Source organism: Microbispora siamensis, from assembly GCF_016863095.1.
In the GTDB taxonomy this organism is placed as follows: domain Bacteria; phylum Actinomycetota; class Actinomycetes; order Streptosporangiales; family Streptosporangiaceae; genus Microbispora; species Microbispora siamensis.
Map to the genome: position 1 here is coordinate 137,037 of NZ_BOOF01000033.1, position 20,568 is coordinate 157,604.

General features: G+C 72.2%; 23 protein-coding genes. 15 read left to right on the forward strand and 8 right to left on the reverse strand.

Annotation, left to right across the window (positions count from 1 at the left end; translation table 11 throughout):
• The first annotated feature begins 49 nt into the window (after positions 1 to 49).
• On the forward strand, positions 50 to 643 hold the full coding sequence (locus Msi02_RS27390; protein ID WP_204050920.1) for a helix-turn-helix domain-containing protein: 594 nt from the start codon (positions 50 to 52) through the stop codon (positions 641 to 643).
• A 134-nt stretch (positions 644 to 777) separates the two neighbouring features.
• Positions 778 to 1,629: a class I SAM-dependent methyltransferase gene (locus Msi02_RS27395; protein WP_204050921.1), complete on the forward strand. Its 852-nt coding sequence runs from the start codon at positions 778 to 780 to the stop codon at positions 1,627 to 1,629.
• Positions 1,630 to 1,679: 50 nt separating this feature from the next.
• On the opposite strand, the gene Msi02_RS27400 is transcribed toward Msi02_RS27395, so the two are convergent.
• A complete protein-coding gene (locus Msi02_RS27400) occupies positions 1,680 to 3,302 on the reverse strand; it encodes a penicillin-binding transpeptidase domain-containing protein (RefSeq protein ID WP_204050922.1) in 1,623 nt (540 codons plus the stop codon).
• A 60-nt stretch (positions 3,303 to 3,362) separates the two neighbouring features.
• Positions 3,363 to 3,986, reverse strand: a complete 624-nt coding sequence (locus Msi02_RS27405) for a lysophospholipid acyltransferase family protein (RefSeq protein ID WP_079313951.1) — start codon at positions 3,984 to 3,986, stop codon at positions 3,363 to 3,365.
• 176 nt (positions 3,987 to 4,162) lie between these two features.
• Here Msi02_RS27405 and Msi02_RS27410 point away from each other — a divergent pair, with 176 nt between their 5' ends.
• The 4 genes from Msi02_RS27410 (at position 4,163) to Msi02_RS27425 (ending at position 7,148) form a co-directional block, all read left to right on the forward strand.
• Positions 4,163 to 4,720: a TetR/AcrR family transcriptional regulator gene (locus Msi02_RS27410; RefSeq protein ID WP_373308315.1), complete on the forward strand. Its 558-nt coding sequence runs from the start codon at positions 4,163 to 4,165 to the stop codon at positions 4,718 to 4,720.
• Between the two features lie 30 nt (positions 4,721 to 4,750).
• A complete protein-coding gene (locus tag Msi02_RS27415) occupies positions 4,751 to 5,347 on the forward strand; it encodes a DUF4865 family protein (protein ID WP_239108755.1) in 597 nt (198 codons plus the stop codon).
• Between the two features lie 266 nt (positions 5,348 to 5,613).
• The gene (locus Msi02_RS27420; protein ID WP_239108748.1) at positions 5,614 to 6,150 is read left to right on the forward strand and encodes a GNAT family N-acetyltransferase; all 537 of its coding nucleotides are present in this window, start codon (positions 5,614 to 5,616) and stop codon (positions 6,148 to 6,150) included.
• Positions 6,151 to 6,155: 5 nt separating this feature from the next.
• Entirely contained in the window at positions 6,156 to 7,148 is a 993-nt protein-coding gene (locus Msi02_RS27425) for an NAD-dependent epimerase/dehydratase family protein (RefSeq protein ID WP_204050925.1), read from the forward strand.
• Between the two features lie 88 nt (positions 7,149 to 7,236).
• Here the strand turns inward: Msi02_RS27425 and Msi02_RS27430 are convergent, their stop codons facing one another.
• On the reverse strand, positions 7,237 to 8,142 hold the full coding sequence (locus Msi02_RS27430; protein WP_204050926.1) for an alpha/beta fold hydrolase: 906 nt from the start codon (positions 8,140 to 8,142) through the stop codon (positions 7,237 to 7,239).
• Between the two features lie 67 nt (positions 8,143 to 8,209).
• Between Msi02_RS27430 and Msi02_RS27435 the strand changes: the two genes are divergently transcribed.
• A complete protein-coding gene (locus tag Msi02_RS27435; protein ID WP_239108749.1) occupies positions 8,210 to 8,755 on the forward strand; it encodes a helix-turn-helix domain-containing protein in 546 nt (181 codons plus the stop codon).
• A complete protein-coding gene (locus tag Msi02_RS27440; protein WP_204050927.1) occupies positions 8,752 to 9,504 on the forward strand; it encodes a sulfite exporter TauE/SafE family protein in 753 nt (250 codons plus the stop codon). Before Msi02_RS27435 ends, Msi02_RS27440 begins: the two co-directional genes overlap by 4 nt.
• A 69-nt stretch (positions 9,505 to 9,573) precedes the next feature.
• Here Msi02_RS27440 and Msi02_RS27445 read toward each other — a convergent pair whose 3' ends face one another.
• Positions 9,574 to 9,957: a nuclear transport factor 2 family protein gene (locus Msi02_RS27445; protein ID WP_204050928.1), complete on the reverse strand. Its 384-nt coding sequence runs from the start codon at positions 9,955 to 9,957 to the stop codon at positions 9,574 to 9,576.
• A 97-nt stretch (positions 9,958 to 10,054) separates the two neighbouring features.
• Between Msi02_RS27445 and Msi02_RS27450 the strand changes: the two genes are divergently transcribed.
• Together Msi02_RS27450 and Msi02_RS27455 are read left to right on the forward strand one after the other, a co-directional pair.
• Entirely contained in the window at positions 10,055 to 10,627 is a 573-nt protein-coding gene (locus Msi02_RS27450; RefSeq protein WP_204050929.1) for a TetR/AcrR family transcriptional regulator, read from the forward strand.
• Positions 10,620 to 10,793 carry a hypothetical protein gene (locus Msi02_RS27455; protein WP_204050930.1) on the forward strand — a complete coding sequence of 58 codons (174 nt, stop codon included), beginning with the start codon at positions 10,620 to 10,622 and terminating at the stop codon, positions 10,791 to 10,793. The genes Msi02_RS27450 and Msi02_RS27455 overlap by 8 nt, the downstream gene beginning before the upstream one ends.
• A gap of 431 nt (positions 10,794 to 11,224) precedes the next feature.
• On the opposite strand, the gene Msi02_RS27460 is transcribed toward Msi02_RS27455, so the two are convergent.
• Positions 11,225 to 12,013, reverse strand: coding sequence for a MerR family transcriptional regulator (locus tag Msi02_RS27460; protein WP_204050931.1), 789 nt, complete (start codon positions 12,011 to 12,013; stop codon positions 11,225 to 11,227).
• A gap of 23 nt (positions 12,014 to 12,036) precedes the next feature.
• Positions 12,037 to 12,837: an alpha/beta fold hydrolase gene (locus Msi02_RS27465; protein WP_239108750.1), complete on the reverse strand. Its 801-nt coding sequence runs from the start codon at positions 12,835 to 12,837 to the stop codon at positions 12,037 to 12,039.
• Positions 12,838 to 13,083: 246 nt separating this feature from the next.
• On the opposite strand from Msi02_RS27465, the gene Msi02_RS27470 reads away from it, so the two are divergent.
• On the forward strand, positions 13,084 to 13,740 hold the full coding sequence (locus Msi02_RS27470) for a maleylpyruvate isomerase N-terminal domain-containing protein (RefSeq protein ID WP_204050933.1): 657 nt from the start codon (positions 13,084 to 13,086) through the stop codon (positions 13,738 to 13,740).
• Between the two features lie 61 nt (positions 13,741 to 13,801).
• On the opposite strand, the gene Msi02_RS27475 is transcribed toward Msi02_RS27470, so the two are convergent.
• Positions 13,802 to 16,630 carry an ATP-binding protein gene (locus tag Msi02_RS27475; protein ID WP_204050934.1) on the reverse strand — a complete coding sequence of 943 codons (2,829 nt, stop codon included), beginning with the start codon at positions 16,628 to 16,630 and terminating at the stop codon, positions 13,802 to 13,804.
• Between the two features lie 154 nt (positions 16,631 to 16,784).
• On the opposite strand from Msi02_RS27475, the gene Msi02_RS27480 reads away from it, so the two are divergent.
• Complete coding sequence (locus Msi02_RS27480) at positions 16,785 to 17,141, forward strand: VOC family protein (protein ID WP_204050935.1); 357 nt, start codon at positions 16,785 to 16,787, stop codon at positions 17,139 to 17,141.
• Positions 17,142 to 17,220: 79 nt separating this feature from the next.
• Positions 17,221 to 17,832, forward strand: coding sequence for a VOC family protein (locus Msi02_RS27485; protein WP_204050936.1), 612 nt, complete (start codon positions 17,221 to 17,223; stop codon positions 17,830 to 17,832).
• Positions 17,833 to 17,912: 80 nt separating this feature from the next.
• On the opposite strand, the gene Msi02_RS27490 is transcribed toward Msi02_RS27485, so the two are convergent.
• Positions 17,913 to 18,824 (reverse strand): LysR family transcriptional regulator, encoded by a 912-nt coding sequence (locus tag Msi02_RS27490; RefSeq protein ID WP_204050937.1) that lies wholly within the window; start codon positions 18,822 to 18,824, stop codon positions 17,913 to 17,915.
• 135 nt (positions 18,825 to 18,959) lie between these two features.
• Here Msi02_RS27490 and Msi02_RS27495 point away from each other — a divergent pair, with 135 nt between their 5' ends.
• Positions 18,960 to 20,153, forward strand: a complete 1,194-nt coding sequence (locus Msi02_RS27495; RefSeq protein WP_239108751.1) for an MFS transporter — start codon at positions 18,960 to 18,962, stop codon at positions 20,151 to 20,153.
• 224 nt (positions 20,154 to 20,377) lie between these two features.
• On the forward strand, positions 20,378 to 20,568 hold a 191-nt coding region (locus Msi02_RS43490), incomplete at its 3' end, for a hypothetical protein (protein ID WP_239108752.1).

A 20,568-nucleotide genomic window follows, 5' to 3' on the forward strand; every position in this document is an offset into this window, starting at 1 on the left:
CACGTGCGACGATATCCATGCCTTGCATGAGGGGCATATGATGTTGCCTATGAAGCAAGAAGATGAAGACTTGGACAGCCTCGTACGCAAACGCATCCGCGCCCTGCGGGTCGCACAGGGCTGGTCCCTGGAAGAGCTGGCCACCCGCGCCCGGCTCAGCCAGTCCTCACTGAGCCGGATCGAGAACGGCCAGCGCCGCCTCGCGCTGGATCAGCTCGTCACCCTCGCCCGCGCCCTGGACACCTCCCTCGACCAGCTGGTCGAGACCGCCACCGATGACGTCGTCACCAGCCCGATGATCGACGGCACCCACGGCGTGATGCGCTGGCCGATCAAGGGCGACCCCGGCATGACCGTGATGCGTCAGCGCATGACCGAGCCGCCGCCCGACAATCCCGCCCGCATGCGCGCCCATCCGGGCCGGGAATGGCTTGTCGTCCTGTCCGGCACGGCGATCCTCATGCTGGGCCACCGCCGCTTCCGCCTCGAGGCCAACCAGGCTGCCGAGTTCCCCACGATGATGCCGCACGCCATCGGCGCCGAAGGCGGACCGTGCGAGATCCTGGGCATCTTCGACCGCGAGGCGCGGCGCGGACACCAGCGCGAGGACGGCGGCCGCGATGACCGAGAGGCCCATGACTGATATGCGAAAGGTGCCTGACGCCGCTGAACGCGCAAGGGTGGCCGTCTTGCGCGTCCGGCAGCGCCGGCGGCCATCGTCTTGCGTTCTGCGAAAGAGATTATGCCGATCGCGCATGGGCTTCGTAATGTGACGTCATGACCCGAACACACCTGCACACCGGCCACGACCACCAGCACGGCGCCGGCAGCCAAGAGGAGATCCTCGACCTGGACGCGGAAGTCCTCGCCGAGCACCTCAGGGCCATCATCGAGTGGCTGCCCCTGGCCACCGGTCCGAGCCATATCGTGGATGTGGGCTGCGGCACCGGAGCGGGCACCTTCGCCCTCCTCGACCGCTTTCCCGATGCGCGCGTCACAGCCGTCGACACCTCACCCGAGCACCTGCGGCGCCTGCGAGAGAAGGCATGCGCCCGTGACATGGATGACCGCGTGCACATCGTGCAGGCCGACCTCGACGACGCCGACTGGCCCGACCTCGGCACGCCCGACCTCGTCTGGGCGTCGGCCTCGATGCACCACATGGCCGACCCCGACCGCGTCATACGCAACATCCACGACCTGCTCGCGCCCGGCGGCCTGTTCACCGTCGTCGAACTGGCCGGCGTCCCCCGCTTCCTGCCCGCCGACGCACCCGAGGACCGGCCTGGCCTGGAAGAGCGCTGCCACGCCGCGACCGATCACCTCCACGCCGAACACCTGCCCCACCGCGGCGCCGACTGGGGACCGATGCTGACCGCCGCCGGATTCGCTCTCGAAGGCGAACGCACCATCACCGTGCACATCGAGGGCTCCCGCAACGAGGCGATCGGCCGCTACGCCCTCAGCGCCCTGCAGCGCATCCGTGGCGCCGCCGCCCAGGCGCTCTCACCCGAAGATCTCGCCGCGCTCGACCGGCTGCTCGACACCGGCAGCCCGCACAGCATCCTGCGCCGCGGCGACCTCGCGGTACGCACAGAACGCACCGTCTGGGCCGCCCGCCGCACCTGAGCTCACCGAGCGCGCAGACTTTGTTCGCCCGGCATCCTCAGCACCTGAGGTCAGGACAGGGACTTGAGGAAGTGCGCCGCGACCGGGGCGGCCACCTCGCCGCCCATGCCGCCGGCCTCCACGACGACGGCGAAGGCCAGGTCGCCGCGGAAGCCCATGAACCAGGCGTGCGAGTCGAGTTCGGGCCCGGTGCCGAACTCGGCGGTCCCGGTCTTGCCCGCCGTACCCGCGGGCAGTCCGGCGGCGTGGGCGGTCCCCTTGGTGACGACCGCCCGCATCATCGACCGCAGGTTCTTGACGACCTCCTCCGGCAGCTTCTTGGGAGCGGTCTTCTGCTCCAGCGAAGGCACCAGCGTGGGCGGCCGCCAGGAGCCGTCGGCCACCGCCGCCGCCACGGTCGCGATCACCAGCGGGCTGGCGGTGATCCTCGCCTGCCCGAACGACTCGGCGGCGAGTTCGGCGTCGCTGGTGGCCTTCGGCATGCTGCCGGGGGTCGCCGGGACGCCGATGCGCAGCGGCTGGTTGAAGCCCAGGTCCGTCGCCAGGTCGTACAGCTTGCGCGCCCCCAGCTTCTGCGCGGCGAGCGGGGCGAACGTCGTGTTGCACGAGTGGGCGTAGGAGTCGAGGAACGACAGCGACCCGAACGCCTCGTGGTCGGAGTTGCGGATCTTCAGCCCGCCGACGACCGCCTCCTTGGGGCAGGTCACCCGGCTCGACGGGGTGAGTCCCTCGGCCAGCAGCCCGGCCGCCGTGACCGTCTTGAACGTTGATCCGGGAGCGTACTTGCCGTCCAGCGCCCGGTTGAAGCCGCCCCGGTTGTTCACGACGGCGAGGATCTCGCCCGTCGAAGGCTTGACGGCGACGAGCGAGGCGGGTTTGTCCAGATCGCGTACGGCGTCGGCGGCGGCCTTCTGCACCTTCAGGTCGAGGCTGGTCCGCAGGTCCTTGCCGGGGGAGCCCTTGACGGTGTGCAGGGTCTTCCGGCTCTCGCCCACCACCTGGATCTCGGTGGTGGGAGTGCCCGCGAGCTGCTTCTGGAACGTCTCCTGCAGGCCGCCGCGGCCCACGGCGTCGCCCTTCTTGTAGGCGGTGCCCAGCTTCTCGACGTCCTCGTCCTTGGCCTTGTCCAGGAAGCCGACGAGCTGCTGCACCGAACCGCCCACGTCGCCGCCGTCGATGCGGTCGCCGTTGGCGGCGGTGACGGCCCCCCGCTGCGGCCACGACGTCTTCAGCGCCAGGTGGTTGGTCCCGTCGAGCGCGGGGTGGACCGCGGACGGCGACCAGTCGACCTTCCAGTAGTGGTCCTTTACCACGAGCTTGAGCGAGCCCTTGTAGGTCCAGTCGCCGACGTTCTTCACGGTGGCGGTCGCGGTGTAGGAGGCGGTCGCCCGGTCGTCCTTCGCCGCGCCGGCCCGTACGTCGCGGACGGCGACCTTCGTGACCGCGAGGTTCTTGGTGAGCTCGGCGTACGCCGCGTCGAAGCCGGCGGCGGGTGAGGCGAGCTCGGCCTTCATCGCCGCGAGGTCGCCCCTCGACCAGGCCGCGGTGAACCGGGCCGCGGTCTCCTGCGGCGTGCCGCGTGTGTGCAGCACGTAGTAGGCGCCACCCGCGGCCGCCCCCGCCAGCACGACGGCCGCGGCGGCCGAGATCGCGATGGTACGTCCTCGTGGCACGCACACCCCCAATGACGGCCCTGTGGTCGGGACCAGAGCCTAGCGGGGCCAAATCGTTATTTACACTCCGGCTTCGCCGGCGCCCTTGACGCTGGCGCCGTACCGGGGGACGTACTCCTGGCCGGACAGGCGCTGGATCGCGGCCATGACCTCGTCGGTCACCCGCCGCCGGTCCCGGGCGCTGCCCGGGTCGCCGGTGAAGGTCATCGGCTCGCCGAACCGCACGCCGATGCTGTGCAGGCGCGGCACCGTGGTGCCGGGCGGCAGCACCTTCTCGGTGCCGAGCATGGCGACGGGCACGACCGGGGCGCCGGTGGTCAGCGTGAGCCAGGCCACGCCCACCTTCCCCCGGTACAGCCGGCCGTCGGGGGAGCGGGTGCCCTCGGGATAGATGCCGAACAGTTCGCCCGCCTTCAGCACCTCCACCGCGGCGTCGAGCATGTCCTGGGCGGCGGAGACGTTCTCCCGGTCGATCTCCATCGCCCCCATCGCGCGCATCCAGGCCGCGACGAGGGGGTTGCCGGTGAAGTACTCCTTCTTCGCCACGAACCGCACCATCCGCGGCACCACGGCCGGCATGAAGAACGAGTCGAGCACGGACAGGTGGTTGGAGGCGAGGATCGCGGGCCCGTGCGCGGGGACGTGCTCACGTCCTTCCATCCGCGGCCGCCACAGCGCGTGCATGACGGGAACGCTGACGAACTTCAGGGCGGGGTAGAGCACGGCCTCTCCTTCTCCGGTCCGACGGACATACCCTAGGCCGCCCGGACCACCGTTCAGGTGTACAACCCCTGCAACACACTCCCTCGTGTTTTGTACGGCTTCACCAACGGTTCTCTGTACCTACTAGTATGTACAGCGTGAGCGTACCGGACCGCCTGATCGAGAGCACCCGCGAACTGCTGTGGGAGCGCGGCTACGTCGGAACCAGCCCGCGGGCCATCCAGCAGCGGGCGGGAGCCGGTCAGGGCAGCATGTATCACCACTTCTCCGGCAAGCCCGACCTCGCGCTGGCCGCGATCGGCCGTACGGCGGAGGAGATGCGCGCCGGGGTCGAGGAGATCCTGGACGGTCCGGGCACGGCCCTCGAACGCGTGTCGGCCTACCTGCGGCGCGAGCGGGAGGTGCTCCGGGGCTGCCCGATCGGCCGGCTCACCCAGGACCCCGACGTCATGGCCGATCCGGCGCTGCGGCGGCCGGTGGAGGAGACGTTCGCGTGGCTGCGCGACCGGCTCGCGGCGGTGCTGGCCGAGGGGCGCGACCGGGGCGAACTCGGCGCCGGTCTCGATCCCGGAGCGACCGCCGCGACGGTCGTGGCGGTGCTGCAGGGCGGATACGTCCTGGCCCGCGCGGCCGGCTCACCCGAGCCGTTCCATCAGGCCGTCGACGGTGTGCTCGCCCTGCTGTCCCGCATCTGAGCGTCCCAGGAGACCCGCGCCGTGTACGCGATGCAGTACGAGATCACCCTGCCCGCCGACTACGACATGTCGATCATCCGGGAGCGGGTGGCCACTCGCGGGCACGCCCTCGACGACCGGGCCGGGCTCGGCCTCAAGGCCTACCTGATCCGCGAGCGGGGCGCCGCCGGGTCGCCGGTCAACCAGTACGCGCCGTTCTACCTCTGGCACGACGCCGGGAGGATGGGCGAGTTCCTGGTCGGCGGGGGTGGCTTCCAGGGGATCGTCGGCGACTTCGGCCGGCCGGTCGTCCAGCATTGGACGGGCCTGGCCGTCGAGGCGGGCCCGGCCAGGAGGACGGCGCCCCTCGCGGCGCCCCTCGCGGCGTCGCGCCTGCTGACGCCGATGCCCGCCTCGGCCGACCCGGCCGAGCAGGTGGCCGGCGCCCTCGCCGAGCTGCGTGACCTGGGCGGCGCGCAGGGCCTGCACACCGCCGCCCTCGCCGTGGACCCGCATCACTGGCGCCTGGTGACGTTCGCGCTGTGGGAGCGGGAGGTGCCCGCCGCGCACGCCGGCGCGGAACGCTACGAGGTGCTGCACCTGTCCGCGCCCGGCCTGGCGAGCCTGCCCCGGGGCCGGGCCTGGTGAGCAGGGCGGGAAAAGAACGACGCCCCGCGAGAACGAGTCTCGCGGGGCGCCCACGTCGAGGGCCGATGTGGCGGTCGCCTCCTCGGCGAGATGCACAACACGGCTCCAGCCGAACGGTATTCCGTGAAGGCGGTGATTGCGGCCCGGGGGACACAAACCACATCGGCCATGGATGACTTTAGCCGACTTCCGCCCCTGCTTTCTCCCGCCCACCGCATCGGGGTCCGTCATCAGCGGGCCAAGCCTGGGTGCACTATCGTCGGCGGGTGGCGAATTCGATCAGAACAGAACGGCTCGTGCTGCGGCGCTGGCGCGAGGAGGACAGGGAGCCCTTCGCCGCTCTGAACGCCGATCCTGTCGTCATGGAGCACTTCCCGGCCACGCTCTCCCGCGAGGAGAGCGACGCGCTGGTCGAGCGCATCGAGGCCGGGTTCGACGAGCGCGGGTTCGGGTGGTGGGCGGTCGAGGCGGACGGGGAGTTCATCGGCTTCACAGGGCTGTCGGTCCCGAGGTTCACCGCCCACTTCACGCCGTGCGTGGAGATCGGCTGGCGGCTCGCCCGCTCCGCCTGGGGGCGCGGGTACGCCACGGAGGCGGCGCGGGCGTCGCTGGAGGACGGGTTCGGCCGGGTCGGCCTGACCGAGGTCGTCTCGTTCACGGCGGTGCGGAACGTCCGCTCGCAGGCGGTCATGCGACGGCTCGGGATGACCCACGACCCGGCCGGGGACTTCGACCACCCGGTGCTTCCCGAGGGGCACCCGCTGCGCCGACACGTGCTGTACCGGATCCGGAGGCAGGGGTGAGCGGCATGCGGTTGCTGGTGCTGGGCGGCACGACGTTCGTCGGCCGATGGGTGGTCACGGCCGCGGTGGAGCGCGGCTGGCACGTCACCACGTTCACCCGTGGGCTCGCGGGATGGGCCCACCCCGGGGCCGAGGCGGTGACCGGTGACCGGCTCCGCCCGGCCGACCTGGCCCCGCTCGCCGAGGGCCGCTGGGACGCCGTGGTGGACACCTGGGCCGGCGCGCCCCGGGCCGTGCGCGACAGCGCCCGCGCGCTGGCCGGGTGCGCGGACAGGTATGTGTACGTCTCCAGCAGGGCGGTGTACGCGCCCCCGACGCCGGCCGGCCTGAACGAGGACTGGCCCACGGTCGAGGCGTCCGCGGACGCCGGGGACATCGACTACGCCCCCAACAAGCGGGGCGGCGAGATCGCCGTGGAGGAGGCCTTCGGCGACCGCGCCGTGCTGGCGAGGGCAGGGCTGATCCTCGGGCCGTACGAGCTCCCCGGACGGCTGCCGCACTGGCTGCTGCGAGCCGCGCGGGGCGGGGAGATGCTCGCCCCCGGCCCGGCCGGCCAGCCGTTCCGCTACGTGGACGTACGGGACCTCGTGGCCTGGCTCCTCGACGCGGCCGAGGGCGGCGTCTCGGGCCAGGTCAACCTGGTCAACCCGGAGGAGCACGCCACGACCCGGGACCTGCTGGAGTCCGCGGTCGCCGTGACCGGCGGGCTGACGGAGCTGGTCTGGGTCGAGCCCGAGGCGATCGAGGCCGCCGGGATCGACCGGTGGGCGGCGCTGCCGGGATGGATCCCGCCCGGTCCGGCGCAGGCCGGGCTCATCCGGACCGACGTCGGCCGGGCCCTGGCGACCGGGCTGCGGTGCCGTCCGGTGGTGGAGACCGTCGCCGACACGTGGGCGTGGCTGACCGGGTCCGGCGAGACCCCCGAGTTCCCGCCCGGGCTCGACCCCGCCGAGGAGCGGGCCGTGATCGACGCCTGGCGGCGGTCGGCGCGCCCCTGACGCACGTGGTGGGGCCGGCTCCCCGCCCTCGGCGGTCGGCGTCGTGGTCCTGCTGGAGGAGATCCGGGCCGTCGGGTGACGCCGGGACTCAGGCGGCTGCCGTCAGGTCGCGGATCGCCCGCAGCACCTCCTCGGCCCGCTCGATGTGGAGGTGCTGATGGGAGGCGCCCTCGATCACGCGCTGCTCTCCCGCGGGCACCGAGCGGGCGATCCCCGCGTGCAGGGCGCGCACCCCGTCGTGCGCCTCACGCACCACCTCCTCCGGCATGAACTTCGCCCAGTAGGGGTTCACGCCGCCCGCGGTCAGCACGATCAGCGGGACGTCGGGCAGCGGTCCGCCGTCACGCAGCTCGCCGTAGATCTCGGTCTCGAAGTTCTCCGTCTCAGAAAGGCTCGTCCGCCACGACGCCAGGTGGTGGTCGATCAGCGCCTCGCGCACCGGCGCGGGCCACTCGGCGTACAGGCGGGCGTACGCCTCGCGGGCGGCCCGGCGCTGCTCGTCGGTCAGCTCCGGCATCCGCGCCGGGTCCGGGCGCATCTGCTCCGCCAGTTCGGCGGCCTGCGCCGGCATGTGGTCGAGGATGTCCTCGTGGCCGGGGTCCAGCAGGAGGAGACCGGCGACCTCGCCGGGGAAGAGCTGCGCGTACCGGCGCGCGTAGAAGGCGCCGAGGGAGTGGCCGACCAGGAGGAACGGCCCGGGAACCGCCGCGGCCCGCAGGAGGTCGCGCAGTTCGGCGGCGACCTCGGCCGCGCTGCGGGGGAGGGGCACGGAGGTGCTCCAGCCCGTGCCGGCGCGGTCGTACAGCACGCTCGTGGCGAACGCCGCCGCGCCCTCCTGGACGTTGAGGAAGTCGAGGCCCACCAGGCCCGCGCCGGGCAGGAACACCACGCTCGGCCCGCCCGAGCCCGAGCGGTGCAGCATCAGCCGCCGTTCTCCGACGTCGTACAGGCGCCCCAGTGGCGGCGCCGTTGTCCCCGATGACGGTCGTCCCATGCCGGTCCCTCCCATAATGATCGTTCGCATTTCTGCGAACGGTAGCACACGTGCGATCATTCGGACCATGGACGTGATGGACGTGCTCGCGCATCCGGTGCGGCTGCGCGTCGTGCAGGCGCTCGCCGGTGGGCGGGTTCTCACGACCTCGCAGTTGTGCGAGCGCATATCGGATGTGCACAAAGCGACCGTCTACCGCCACGTGAGCGCGCTCACCGACGCCGGCGTGCTGGAGGTGGACGGCGAGCACCGCGTGCGCGGCGCGGTGGAACGGCGCTACCGGCTGCGCGAGCGCGTGGTGATCGACGCCGGCACCGTGGCGGCGATGTCGCCGGAGGACCACCGGCGCACCTTCGCCACGGCGATGGCCGCGCTGATCTCCGAGTTCGACGCCTATCTCGGTCTGGACGGCGCCGATCCGGTGGCCGACGAGGTGGGTTACCGGCAGCACGTGCTCTGGCTGAGCCGGGAGGAACGCGCCGCGATGATCGAGGAGTTGCGTGCGGTCATCGTCGCGCGGATGAGGAACGAGCCCGCGCCGCACCGCAGGCGGCACCTGCTCAGCCCGATCCTGTTCCCGGTCGAGGCGCCCCCGCCGGACACCGGGGCGTGACCGGCCTCGGGGACGTCGCGCTGCTGGCCGCCGCCGGGGTGCTCGCCGGGGTGGTCGGCACCGCGGGCGGCATCACCTCGCTCATCTCCTATCCGGCCCTGCTCGCGGCGGGCCTTCCCGCCCTCGCGGCGAACGTGGCCAACATCGTCGCGATCGTCGCCTGCTGGCCCGGATCGGCCCTGGCCTCGCAGCCCGAACTGCGCGGGAAGGGGCCGTGGCTGCGGCGGTGGGTGCCGCTGTCCGCGCTCGGCGGGGCGGCCGGGTCGGCGTTGCTGCTGTCCACCCCGTCCGATGTCTTCGCCCGCGTCGTGCCGTTCCTCGTGGCCGCGGGTTCGCTGGCGTTGCTCGCGCAGCCCCGGCTCGCCGTACGCCACGAGCGGCGCGGTTCACCTGACGCCGTGCTTCCGCTCGGGCTGACCGCCCTGTCGGTCTACAACGGGTACTTCGGCGCGGGGTCGGGGGTGATGATCCTCGCCCTCCTCCTGGTGACCGCCGAGCCGCGGCTGCCCGCCGCCAACGCGCTGAAGAACATGCTTCTCGGCGCCGGCGCCCTGGTCTCCGCCGCCGGATTCGCCGTCTTCGGGCCCGTCGACTGGGCCGCCGTCGCCCCTCTCGCCGTGGGCCTGTTCGCCGGGTCCACGCTCGGCCCCCGGGTCACCCGGCGCCTGCCGGCCGGGCTGCTGCGCTGGCTGGTCGCCCTGATCGGCCTCGGCCTGGCGGTCCGCCTGTGGGTCGCGCCCGGCAGCTGATCGCCGATCGCACGTGTGCGGCGGGTGGACCAGGTCGACCCAGGAGCTCCGGAATGACCGCGGGGGCGTTCAGCCCGCTGTCGCACCGGCGGGGTTCGCGTCGTCGCCGAGATACGTCCCATACCCGTCGACAACCAGCGGGCCGTCGAAGATCAGCACCTCGTTGACCAGGCCGCCCTTCTGGTTCCGGTAGTTGATGACCAGGCAGTCGACGCCGACGTAGGAGCCGAGGACCTCGAACCGCAGGTCGGGGATGCGCCGCAGCCCCTCCTCCCAGTAGGCGCGCAGCGCCGCCTTGCCCCGGATGGTCCCATCGCCGCCCACAAGCTGCGCCGCGACCGGCGAACGGAACGTCACGTCCTCCGCGAAGTGGGCCAACACCGCGTCCACGTCATGGGCGTTCCACGCCTTGACCCAGCTGTCCACGAACTCCCGCACCAGAACATGATCCATACACGCGATTATGTCACGAGCAGAGTTTGATTTGACCCATCCATAAATTGAATATAGGTATGACTCCATGGAAAGTGAGACCAGGCGCCCGTACCGTATGGGTGCCCGGGCCGCGGCCGTGGAGGTCACGCGTACGCGCGTGCTGGAGGCGGCGGCCGCGCTGTGGTCGCGGCGCTGGTACGACGACGTCACGCTGCAGCACGTCGCCGACGAGGCGGGTGTGTCGGTGCAGACGATCGTCAACCACTTCGGCGGCAAGGACGGGCTGGCCGACGCCGTCGCCGACCTGGTGGCGTCGCAAGCGGCGGTCTCCCGTCAGGCGCCGACCGGTGATGTGGCGGCGATCGTGGCCGTGCTCTTCGAGGACTACGAGCGGCACGGCGACGCCAACGTGCTCTGGACCGCGCAGATGGACCGCGTCCCGGCGATCGCCCGGGCGGCCGCCCACGCCCGCGCACAGCATCGGGAGTGGCTGGAACGGGTCTTCGCCGACCGCCTCCCGGCCCCGGGGCCCGCCCGCGAGCATGCGCTGAACCTGCACTACGCCGCCACGGACGTCTACCTGTGGAAGCTGTGGCGGCGCGACCTCGGCCTGGCGCGTGAGGACGCCGAACGTGCCATGTGCGACCTGCTGACCTCGATCGACCCCCGGAAGAGCCGCGATGCGTAAGAAGTTCCTGTTCGCCACCTGGTCGGGCGGCGGAGCCGTGCCGCCCGTCCTGTCGATCGCCCGCGCGCTGCGCGAACGCGGCCACGACGTCCGGGTGCTGAGCACATGCTGCTCGGCGCGCTCACGGGCGGCGAGGCCGCCGGGATTCCTCTGGTCTCGCTGGTGACGACCCTCTACCTGTTCCCCACCCCGGGGGCGCCGCCGCCCGGTCCTGGCCTCGCCCCCGCCTCGGGCGTGCTCGGTGATCGACGCGTTCGATCGCGTCCACCGGCTGCTCGTGCTGTCCCCGCGTGCGCTCGACTACCCCGGCAGGCGCTTCCCCGCCCACCTGCGGCACGTCGGCCCGCGGCTCGACGACCCGGCCTGGGCCGGGGAGCTGGAGCTGCCCTCCACGAGCCCTCGTATCGGCGCGAAGCGCGGCGCCTGGCGGCCGAGATCGCCGCCGAGACGGCCACCGACCGAGCGGTCGCCGAACTCGAGGCCCTCGCCGGACGAGCGACCGGCAGGGCCGAGGGCGCTCCCCCGTGCGACCCGGCCGAACCGTCCGGGCCATCGCCGACGTTGTCGAACTGATCGTCGGCACGGCTCCACCCTTCGTCAGGAAGCCGCGTCTCCTGGGTGGTCCACGCGCTCCAGCTTGGTCCAGCCGGTCCAGCCTCGCCTCTTCAGCAGCCCGATCAGCCGACGGGCCGGCGGCACGGTGTCGAACGCCAGCGCGTCCATCAGCCTGACCATCGCTGGCTCCATATCGACGTCGTCGACATAGTCCTCGCCCTTCTCCTCGGCCATCTGCGTGAAATAGGCAGCCAGTTCATCGGCCAGTTCCACCAGCTCCGGATCGTCGGATGTCCGATCGAGAGCCTTGCCCAGGCTGCGATAGAAGTCGACGAACCGCGGATCGGCGATCTGCTCCCGCTTGCGTGCCATCCACTCCGGGACTCGCTCGGGTGAATGCGCGGCCAGCAGGATCCAGCCGTCGCGCTCGACCTGGACGATCCGCTCGTCGATCCCCAGCGCCCGCAGCCGATCGAGATACGCGACCACCTCCGGGGGCAGCACCAGGCTGTGCCCGGAGGCGAGCCGGGCGATCCGCTCCCGGTGCCGCTGCCGCTGCCGGATCTCGGCCCGCAGCCGCCTGTCGATGTCCGCGACCGCCGCGGCGAACTCCTCCTCGTCGGCCTGCAGCAGCTCCCGCACCCGCGCCAGCGGGACCCCGGCCTCGGCGAGGGTCCGGATCTTGATCAGCTCGATCACGGCGCCGGCGTCGTACCTGCGGTAGCCGGAGTCGTCCCGCTCCGGCTCCGGCAGCAGTCCTCTGGCGTGATAGTGCCGCACCGCACGCACCGTCACTCCGGCGTACGACGCCAGCTCACCGATGGTCAGCATGGCACCAGCCTTTCAAACGGTGTTCAAGGAGTCGCCTGGCCGACCGGGCCGTGCGTACTCCGGATGATCTGCGCGATTTCCGTGGCGTGGGTGAAGACCAGCCGGTGGTCGGCATCGAGCCGGAACATGGCGATGTGCGGCTGCTCCCGGACGAGCCGCTCGCCGCCGGCACGCCAGTTCCGGTTAAGCCGCCGCGCATGCCCGTCGGCGCTGTCGCCGGCCATCGCGGTGGACATGATCACACTGATCGGCAGGTCGATCCGCTTGTACCGGTCAAGAATCCCGGACCGCACCGCATCGATCTCGACGTTCAGGTCGAGAATCTCCTGGGCGGTGAGCAACACCTGACGCGGGGTGCCCCGCTCGGCCGCCTGCTGTGCCGCCATGTCCTCCCACATGGCGCGGAACTCCGGCAGAACGGCCTCGGTGACGAACGGTTCGGGCACCGGGTTCGCGCCGTCGATGAGAACGAGCCCGGCGACGCCGCCAGGATGCTCGGAGGCATAGTGCACGGCGAGGTCCGCGCCCAGCGAGTAGCCCACAAGCACGGGCGGAGCGTCCAGACCCAGGCGTCCCAGCTCGGCCATCACAGCGACCAGATCGCTGAGGAACGCCTCGAAGGAATACCGGTCGGCGGCCGAGGCGAGCCCGTGGCCTCGCAGGTCGAAGGTCACCACGTCATGGTCGCACCGCAGCAGATCGGCCAGCTCGTGCAGGTCGGCCTGCGTCGAGTTCAGCCCAGGGCACAGGACCAGCGGTCGTCCCCGACCGCCGCGAGACACCGGGATAGTGACGCCGTCGTGGTGAATCGTGAAGTGCCGCATCGTCCTGTCGCCTCTCTCGGCCCGCTCCCCAGCGCCGCCGTACGGTTTGCGCAGCCCGGAGACGTTCGTCGCACTGGTTGTCCTGGTCATGCCACCATGCTGGGAGATTGACCCTGCGTCAGGGGCAAACCGTCGCGGTGACGCACCGCCGCGACCGACGGCGTTGGCCCACATACGGGCCGGGACGACTCTCCTACGTGCGCGCTGCGTTTGTCCGCCATGGCGGCACCGCACTACCGTGCCCACGTGGATCTCTTCGCGCGCTCGTGGGCGGCATTGCGCAGAACGGTCGCCGAACTCCCGGACGAGGATTTCGCGCAGCCGTCCGGCTGCGCCGGCTGGCTCGTACGGGACCTGGTGTGCCACCTGGTGATCGACGCTCAGGACGTCCTGATCACCCTCGTGACCCCGGCGGAATCGGAACCGACCCGTGACGCGGTGACCTATTGGGAGGTCTCGGGAACGCCGCCGACGGGCGACGACCCGCTCGACGCGCTGGTCGTCCGGCTGGCCGCCGCCTACGAGGAGCCTCGGCTGCTCAAGTTCCACCTCGACGACGTCGGCTCCGCCGCCGGCCGCGCCGCGGGGCTCGCCGACCCGGGCCTTCGGGTCGGCACCCGCGGCGAGGTCCTCACCGCGGGCGACTACCTTTCTGCATACGTCCTGGAGTGGACGCTGCACCATCTCGACCTGGTCGCGCACCTCCCGGACGCGGCGCAACCGCCCGCCGAAGGGCTCGCCCGGTCCCGCGAGATGCTGGAGAAGATCGCCGGGGCCGCCTTCCCCGCGTCGTTCTCCGACAGGGACGCGCTGCTGGTCGGCACGGGACGCCGTGCTCCGACCGAGGCCGAGAAGGCGGAACTGGGCGAGCTGGCCGGGAAACTCCCATTCGTCCTCGGCTGATCGCCCGGATGCATCGTCGGCCCGGCCACGCTGACGGGGACAGCTGGATTGTGCTCCGCGACTATCGCTCCGAGGTCGTCATCGGTGTCGGGGCAGGGGCCATCGGGGCGAGGCTGAGGCCGGCGAGCACGGCCCTGCCGCGCTCGGCATGGTCGCCCCCGGCGAGCACCAGGGTCCGCGCGTACTGGTAGGGGCAGCCGGCGGCGCCGAACGCGTCCACCGTGGCGAGCAGCACCTCCTGGTCGTCGTCGAGCAGGGCTTCTGCTCGTTCCACGATGGCGCCGGCGACCGGGTTGCCGGCCACGACGGCCCGGGCCTCGGCCAGCCGGTCGCGACTGTCGGGCCTCCCGGCCAGCACGGCGGCCTCGGCGCGCAGCGCGACATACCAGTGGAGCCAGATCCAGGTGACCCACTTCCACACGTGCCCGGGCTCGGGGGCCATCCGCTCCAGCGCCTCCGGTGCCTGCCCGTGGTGCAGCAGAAGCATCGCGTCGAAGACCGCCCCATAGCCGTAAGTGTGCTCCGGTGTGGTGCCGAGCTGGTCCAGGACCTCCTGCCATTCGCGCCGGGCGTCATGGTCGTCGCGGAGGCCGTGGATCATCGCCACACCGGTCGCCGCCGGGCGGAGGAACGACCGGGCGGGGCTGCCCGCCCGCCGCCACGCATCGAGGAACCGGACGCTGCCGGTGAGCACCTCGTCGACGTTGCCCGCCAGCGCATCGACCATCAGCAGCCGACACGTGGCGCGGTGACCGACCTCCGCCAGCGACGGATGGTCGGCCAGTTGCCGTGCCCACCGGCGGGCGCCCGGCACATCCCCCGCGCCGAGGCCGGCCTCGGTGGCCATACTCAGCGCATCGATCAGCTCGTGGGTGCCCGCCGGCGAGATCGGCATGGACGAGAGGAGCATGATCCGGCGCCGGGCCGTGGCCGCGGCGGCGAACGTGTCGCCGGCCCAGCTCTGAGCGCCGGTGAGCGCGTCGAGTGCGGCCGATTCGGCGAGCGGGTTGCCGGTCCGGCGGGCGAGCTCGACCGCCCGCTCGGCGCGCGCGATCGTCTCCGGCACGGCGTTGCCGGGCGGGCCCTGGGCGGCACCGAACGCGTCGGCGAGCACCCCGGCCTCGGCCAGTGCCACCGCGGCCTGCGCAGCCGGATCGTCGCCGGCCAGCTCCCGCGCCTCGCTGATCAGTGCGAGCGCCTCCTCCCGGGGCGGGATCCGCACGAACAAGGTCGAGAACCGGAACGCGGTGGTGGCGGCGGTCGCCAGGTCAGCGGCGGCCCCGGCGGTGTCGCCGGCCCTGCGGGCGGCGTCCGCGGACGCGCGGTGCAGGCGGTACACGTCATCACCGACCGTCCGGCAGCCGGCCACGGCCGCGGCCTGCCGGAGCATCGACGCGGTGGCGGCGGGGTCGATCGCGAGCGCGGCCGCCTGCTCATAGCGCCGCTGGGACTCGCCGGTCAGGTTACGGGTATAGGTCAGCTCCGCCAGGTGCCGGGCGAGATCGTACGCGTCCGTGCGCTGCTCCGGCTGGCCGGCCGCCCACGCCAGGGCCGCGCGAAGATCGTCCGCGACCAGGTCGAACCGGGCCCGCCAATCCTCTCGTACCACTGCCAGGCCGGTGGCCTTGGCCAGGCACCAGCGAAGGTGCCGGGATCGGGCGTCGACCAGCTCACCGGCCTCGGCCAGCCGTTCCGTCCCGTACTGGCGGATCGTCTCCAGCGCCCGGTATTCCGTACCGCCCGGGGACGCCGTCACCACCAGCAGGCTCTGTTCGGCGAGGCGGGCCAGTCCGTCGGCGATGAGGCCTTCGTCGGCCATGCCTTCCTCGATCCCGGCCACCTCCGCCGCCGCGGCAGCGGTGAACGGCGCAGCGAACACCGACACCCGGCGCAGCAGCGCCCGGTCGGCCGGCTCCAGCAGGGCGTGGCTCCAGTCGAGCGCAGCCCGTACCGAACGGTGCCGCTCATCGGCGCGGGAGCCGCCGGTGAGCATCCGGAGCGGGTGGGACAGTGCGATGGTGATGCCGTCGAGCCCGAGCGTGGGATATCGGGCGGCGGCCAGCTCGATCGCCAGGGCCATTCCGTCCAGCCGCGCACAGATCGCGGCGACCTGGTCGTACAGCGGAGGATCGAGCGGCCAGCCGACCGCCGCCGCCCGCTCCATGAACAACGCGACCGCGTCCGACTCTCCATCGACGGCCAGCGACAGCGGCGGGACCGCATACACCCGTTCGAACGGCACCATCAGCCGTGCCCGGCTGGTCGCCAGCACCGTCAACCGAGGGCACCTCGCCAGCAGCCGCTCGATGAGCAGGGCCACCCCGTGCACCACCTGCTCGCAGTTGTCCAGCACCAGCAGCGCATGACGGTCGGCCAGCGCGGCGACCACGGACTCGGTCATGTCGCGCCCGGGCTGCTCACCCAGGCCGAGCGCCCCGGCGACCGCAGTCGCGGTCATGTCCGGATCGGTGACCGGGACGAGGTCGACGAACCACACCCCGTCGGCGTACTCGCCGGCCGCCTCCGCGGCCACGGCCAGCGCGAGCCGGGTCTTGCCCACTCCGCCGGGACCGACCGCGGTCACCTGACGGTGCGCTTTGATCATCTCGGCCAGCTCGGTCCGCTCGCTCACCCGGCCGACGAACGAGGTCAGCGGGGCCGGCAGAACCGGTGCGCGGTGTGACGGGGCGGCGCCGGCCGACGTGGGCGCGCGCCGGGCGAGCGCCCGCCGATCCTGCACCTCCAGCTTGCGCAGCAGGGAGGAGACGTGACTCTCGACGGTACGCACCGAGATGAACAGCCGGGCCGCGATCTCGGCGTTGCTGAGACGGGCTCCGACCAGTTCCAGCACCTCGGCTTCCCGAGGCGAGATCTCCACTCCTGTCACCACTGTCCCATTTTGCCGTATCCCCCTCACGAGCGATCCGCGCCGCCGATCCGTGGCCGGTTCCGTGGTCACCACGGATGCCGGCCGGCCTGACCGGGCGAAAAGCTGGGGTCACGCGAACGGCGGGTCGATGCGACCCACGACGACAGGAGTGACCATGACCGGCTCTTCCACCCAGGGCATCAGGACCGTGCTGCATCCCGTGTCCGACCTGGCGAAGGCCAAGGCGGTGTACGCGGCCCTGCTCGGCGTCCCGCCGCAGACCGACTCGTCCTACTACGTCGGCTTCGATGCCGAGGGCCAGCACATCGGGCTGGTGCCGGGCGCTGGACCGCGGGGCATGACCTCGCCGGTGGCCTACTGGCACGTGCCGGACATCGAGGCGAAGCTGGCCGAGCTGATCGCCGCTGGGGCCGTCGTGAAGGAGGCCGCGCACGAGGTCGGCGGCGGCCGCCTGGTGGCCACCGTCACCGACCCCGACGGCAACGTCCTCGGCCTCCTGCAGGACCGTTGAGCGCCCCCCGCCCCTACCGCGTCCGTCCCCCCACGGCGGCCGGCCCGACCACGAACCCACCTCGCCGAAAGGACCTGCCATGACCTCCTTCGAATCCGTCATCCTCGAAGTTCCCGACCCCGCGACCGCGGACGCCTTCTACGAAGCCTTCGGTCTGGGCCCGTACGTGAACGTGCGCGCTTCGGATGCGCCGACGTCCGGTTTCCGTGGGTTCGCGCTGTCACTCGTGGTGTCCCAGCAGGCCGACGTCGACGCCCTCATCGGCGCCGCCCTCGACGCCGGCGCCACGACCCTGAAGCCGGCCACGAAGGGATTCTGGGGCTACGGCGGCGTCGTACGCGCGCCGGACGGGACGATCTGCAAGATCGCAACCTCGAACAAGAAGGACACCGGCCCCGCAACCCGGCACATCGACCAGGTCGCGCTCCTCTTGGGCGTGGCCGACGTCAAGGCGAGCAAGCGGTTCTACGTCGACCGCGGCCTGGCCGTGGCGAAGAGCTTCGGCGGCAAGTACGTCGAGTTCGACACCCCGGCGTCGGCCGTCACGCTGGCGCTCTACCCACGCCGCGCCCTCGCCAAGGACACCGGCGTCTCCCAAGAGGGCGCTGGATCACACCGGATCGTGATCGGCGGCGATGCCGGGCCCTTCACCGACCCCGACGGGTTCGTCTGGGAGGCCGCATCCGTCTGAGGCGGGCGACCGGCCCGCGTACGGCCTTCGCGCGCGACATGCCCCGGCGAACCCTGTGGCCCGCACGCGCCGCGGCTTGACTACCCGGCGGGGTGTTCCTCGATGGGGCCGGCCTCCGCCAGGGCCCGTGCGAAGGCGCGCACCCGGGCGGTCTCGTGGTCGCGATGCCAGACCAGCCCCAACGTGGAGTCCGGCAGACCGGTCACCGGAACGAAGGTCAGCGCGCGGCGGCCGTGGTACTCCGCGGTGGGCTCGCACAGCAGCATCGCGCCCCGGCCCGCCGCCACCAGTGTGAGCCCTTCCTGCAGCGTGCCGACCCTCGGACCGGCACCGATCGGACGTCCCTGCGGGGTGGCGGCGGGCGCGACGGCGGAGCGCCAGTATGCCGGCGCCGGGCTGTCCACTCCGATCAGCTCGCACCCGGCCAGCTCCTCCGCCTGGAGGAAGGAGCGGCTCGCGAAGGCATGGCCCGCCGAGACGGCGAGCGTCTGCGGCTGCCGCGAGAAGACCGCCCCCACCACCAGATCGTCCTCCAGGACCGGCGTCAGGACGACCGCCAGGTCCGCCTCACCTCGCCGCAGGGCGCCGAACGGGTCGCGCAGCGGCACCTCCACCAGTTCGGCGGCACAGCGGGGATGCCGCCGCTCGAACAGGGCCACGGCGCTCATCACGTGGTCGTTGACGGCGCCCTGGAAGCCGATCCGCAGTGAGCCGTCCACGTCGCGGGCGCTCGTGCGCGCGTCGTCGACGGCGGCGCGCAGGCCGTCGTACGCGGGTCGCAGGCCGGCCAGGAAGCGCTCACCGAGCGGGGTGAGCCGGACCCGGCGGCTGGTGCGCTCGACCAGCCGGGCGCCGATCCGGCTTTCCAGCGCGCGCAGCAGCTGGCTGACCCTGCTCTGTGAGATGTACAGCCGTTCCCCCGTACGCCCGAAGTGCAACTCCTCGGCGAGCACGAGGAAACACTCCAGCTCGCGCATTTCCAGGCCGCTCATATCCGGGCCGCCTCTCCTTTCGCGACGTCACGATCAGGGCCCCGGACGCCGGACCGGTCATCGATGAGCCCGGCTGATCGAAGGATGAGAGAACGGCCGTTGTTCCCGACGAGCCCTCCCCGGTTGCCTGGAGCGGTGACGGAAACACTACGGGAGATCGTCCCTGGGAGATCTTCGCTGCGCGGCTGGGCGGGCGTCTTCGCCGTGGCCACCGCGACGTTCACGGTCGTGACCTCCGAGATGCTGCCGGTGGGAATGCTCACCCCGATCGGCCGGACGTTGCGGATCGGCGAGGGGACGGCCGGGCTGACGTTGACGGTCACCGGGCTGGTGGCCGCGGTGGCGGCGCCGCTGATCACTCCCGCCGCCGGACGGCTGGACCGGCGGGTGCTGCTGTGGGCGTTGATGCTGCTGCTCGCGGTGGGCGACTTCATGGCCGCGGTGGCAGACGATTTCGCCGTCATGATGGCGGGACGGGTGCTGATCGGCCTGGCCATGGGCGGCGTCTGGCCGGTCGCCGCGTCGCTGGCGCCCCGGCTGCTGCCCGCGAGGTCGGCGGGGACCGGCACCGCCCTCGTCTTCAGCGGAGTCGCCGTCGCGTCGGTCCTCGGCGTGCCGGCCGGAACGTCTCTGGGCCAGGTCGCGGGGTGGCGTACGGCGTTCGCCGCGGCCGGGCTGGTGTCGGTGGTCGTGGCCTTCGCGCTGGCGGCCCTGCTGCCCCGGATGCTGGCCGAGCGACCGGTGCGGCTGGGCGCGCTGGCGCGGCTGGCGGGGGAGCGGGAGGTGCGCACGGGCCTGGTCGCGACCGCGCTGCTGGTCACCGGGCACTTCGCCGCCTACACCTATGTCCGGCCCGTGCTGGAGCGGATCTCGGGCGTGGACGGCGGTCTGATCGGCGCGCTGCTGCTCGCCTACGGTGTGGCGGGGGTCGTCGGCAACTTCGCGGGCGGCGCGGGGGCGGCACGGTCGCCGCGCAGGACTCTGCCGATCATCTGCGCGGCACTCGCGGCCACCGTCCTGCTCGTCCCGGAACTCGGCCGTACGCCGGCGTCCGGCGCGGCGCTGCTGGTGCTGTGGGGTCTGGCGTACGGGGGCGTGTCGGTGACCACGCAGGCGTGGCTGTCGGCCGCCGCGTGTCAGGCCCGCGAGGCGGCGTCCGCCCTGTTCGTCGGGGTGTTCAACGCGGCGATCGCGTTCGGGGCGCTGGTGGGCGGACGTACGGCGGAGGCGCTGGGGATCGCACCGGTCATGTGGGTGGCGGGTGCGCTGGCCGCGGCGGCCCTGCTCGCCGTCCTCCCCAGGTCGGGCACGACGGCGCGCCGCAGGTGAGCGGCCGATGGGATTTTCGCGAGTGCGGCTTGACGATTTCCACGCGGGCGTGCGATTCTGATTACGGGATAGAGGTTGACAATTCCGATAAGTGTGGACATTCGTTTGCAGTTTGCTTTATGCTGCCCTTCCACGCTCGCCCTCGGCATCCCACTCCTTCTCCTCGACTGAGCTGTCGTCCGGCGTGCGCGTAGTCAGTCCGCGAGCCCTCGGAAGGACATCTGTTGGCAGCTTCGCCCCGCGCTTTCGCCGTACCCGCCGGTCCTCGCCGCGTCTCTTTCGCGCGCATCGAGGAGCCGCTCGAAGTGCCCGACCTTCTCGCCCTGCAGACCGAGTCCTTCGACTGGCTGGTGGGCAACGAGAGATGGAAGGGCCGGGTTGAGGCGGCTCGTCAGGCCGGGCGCAAGGACATTCC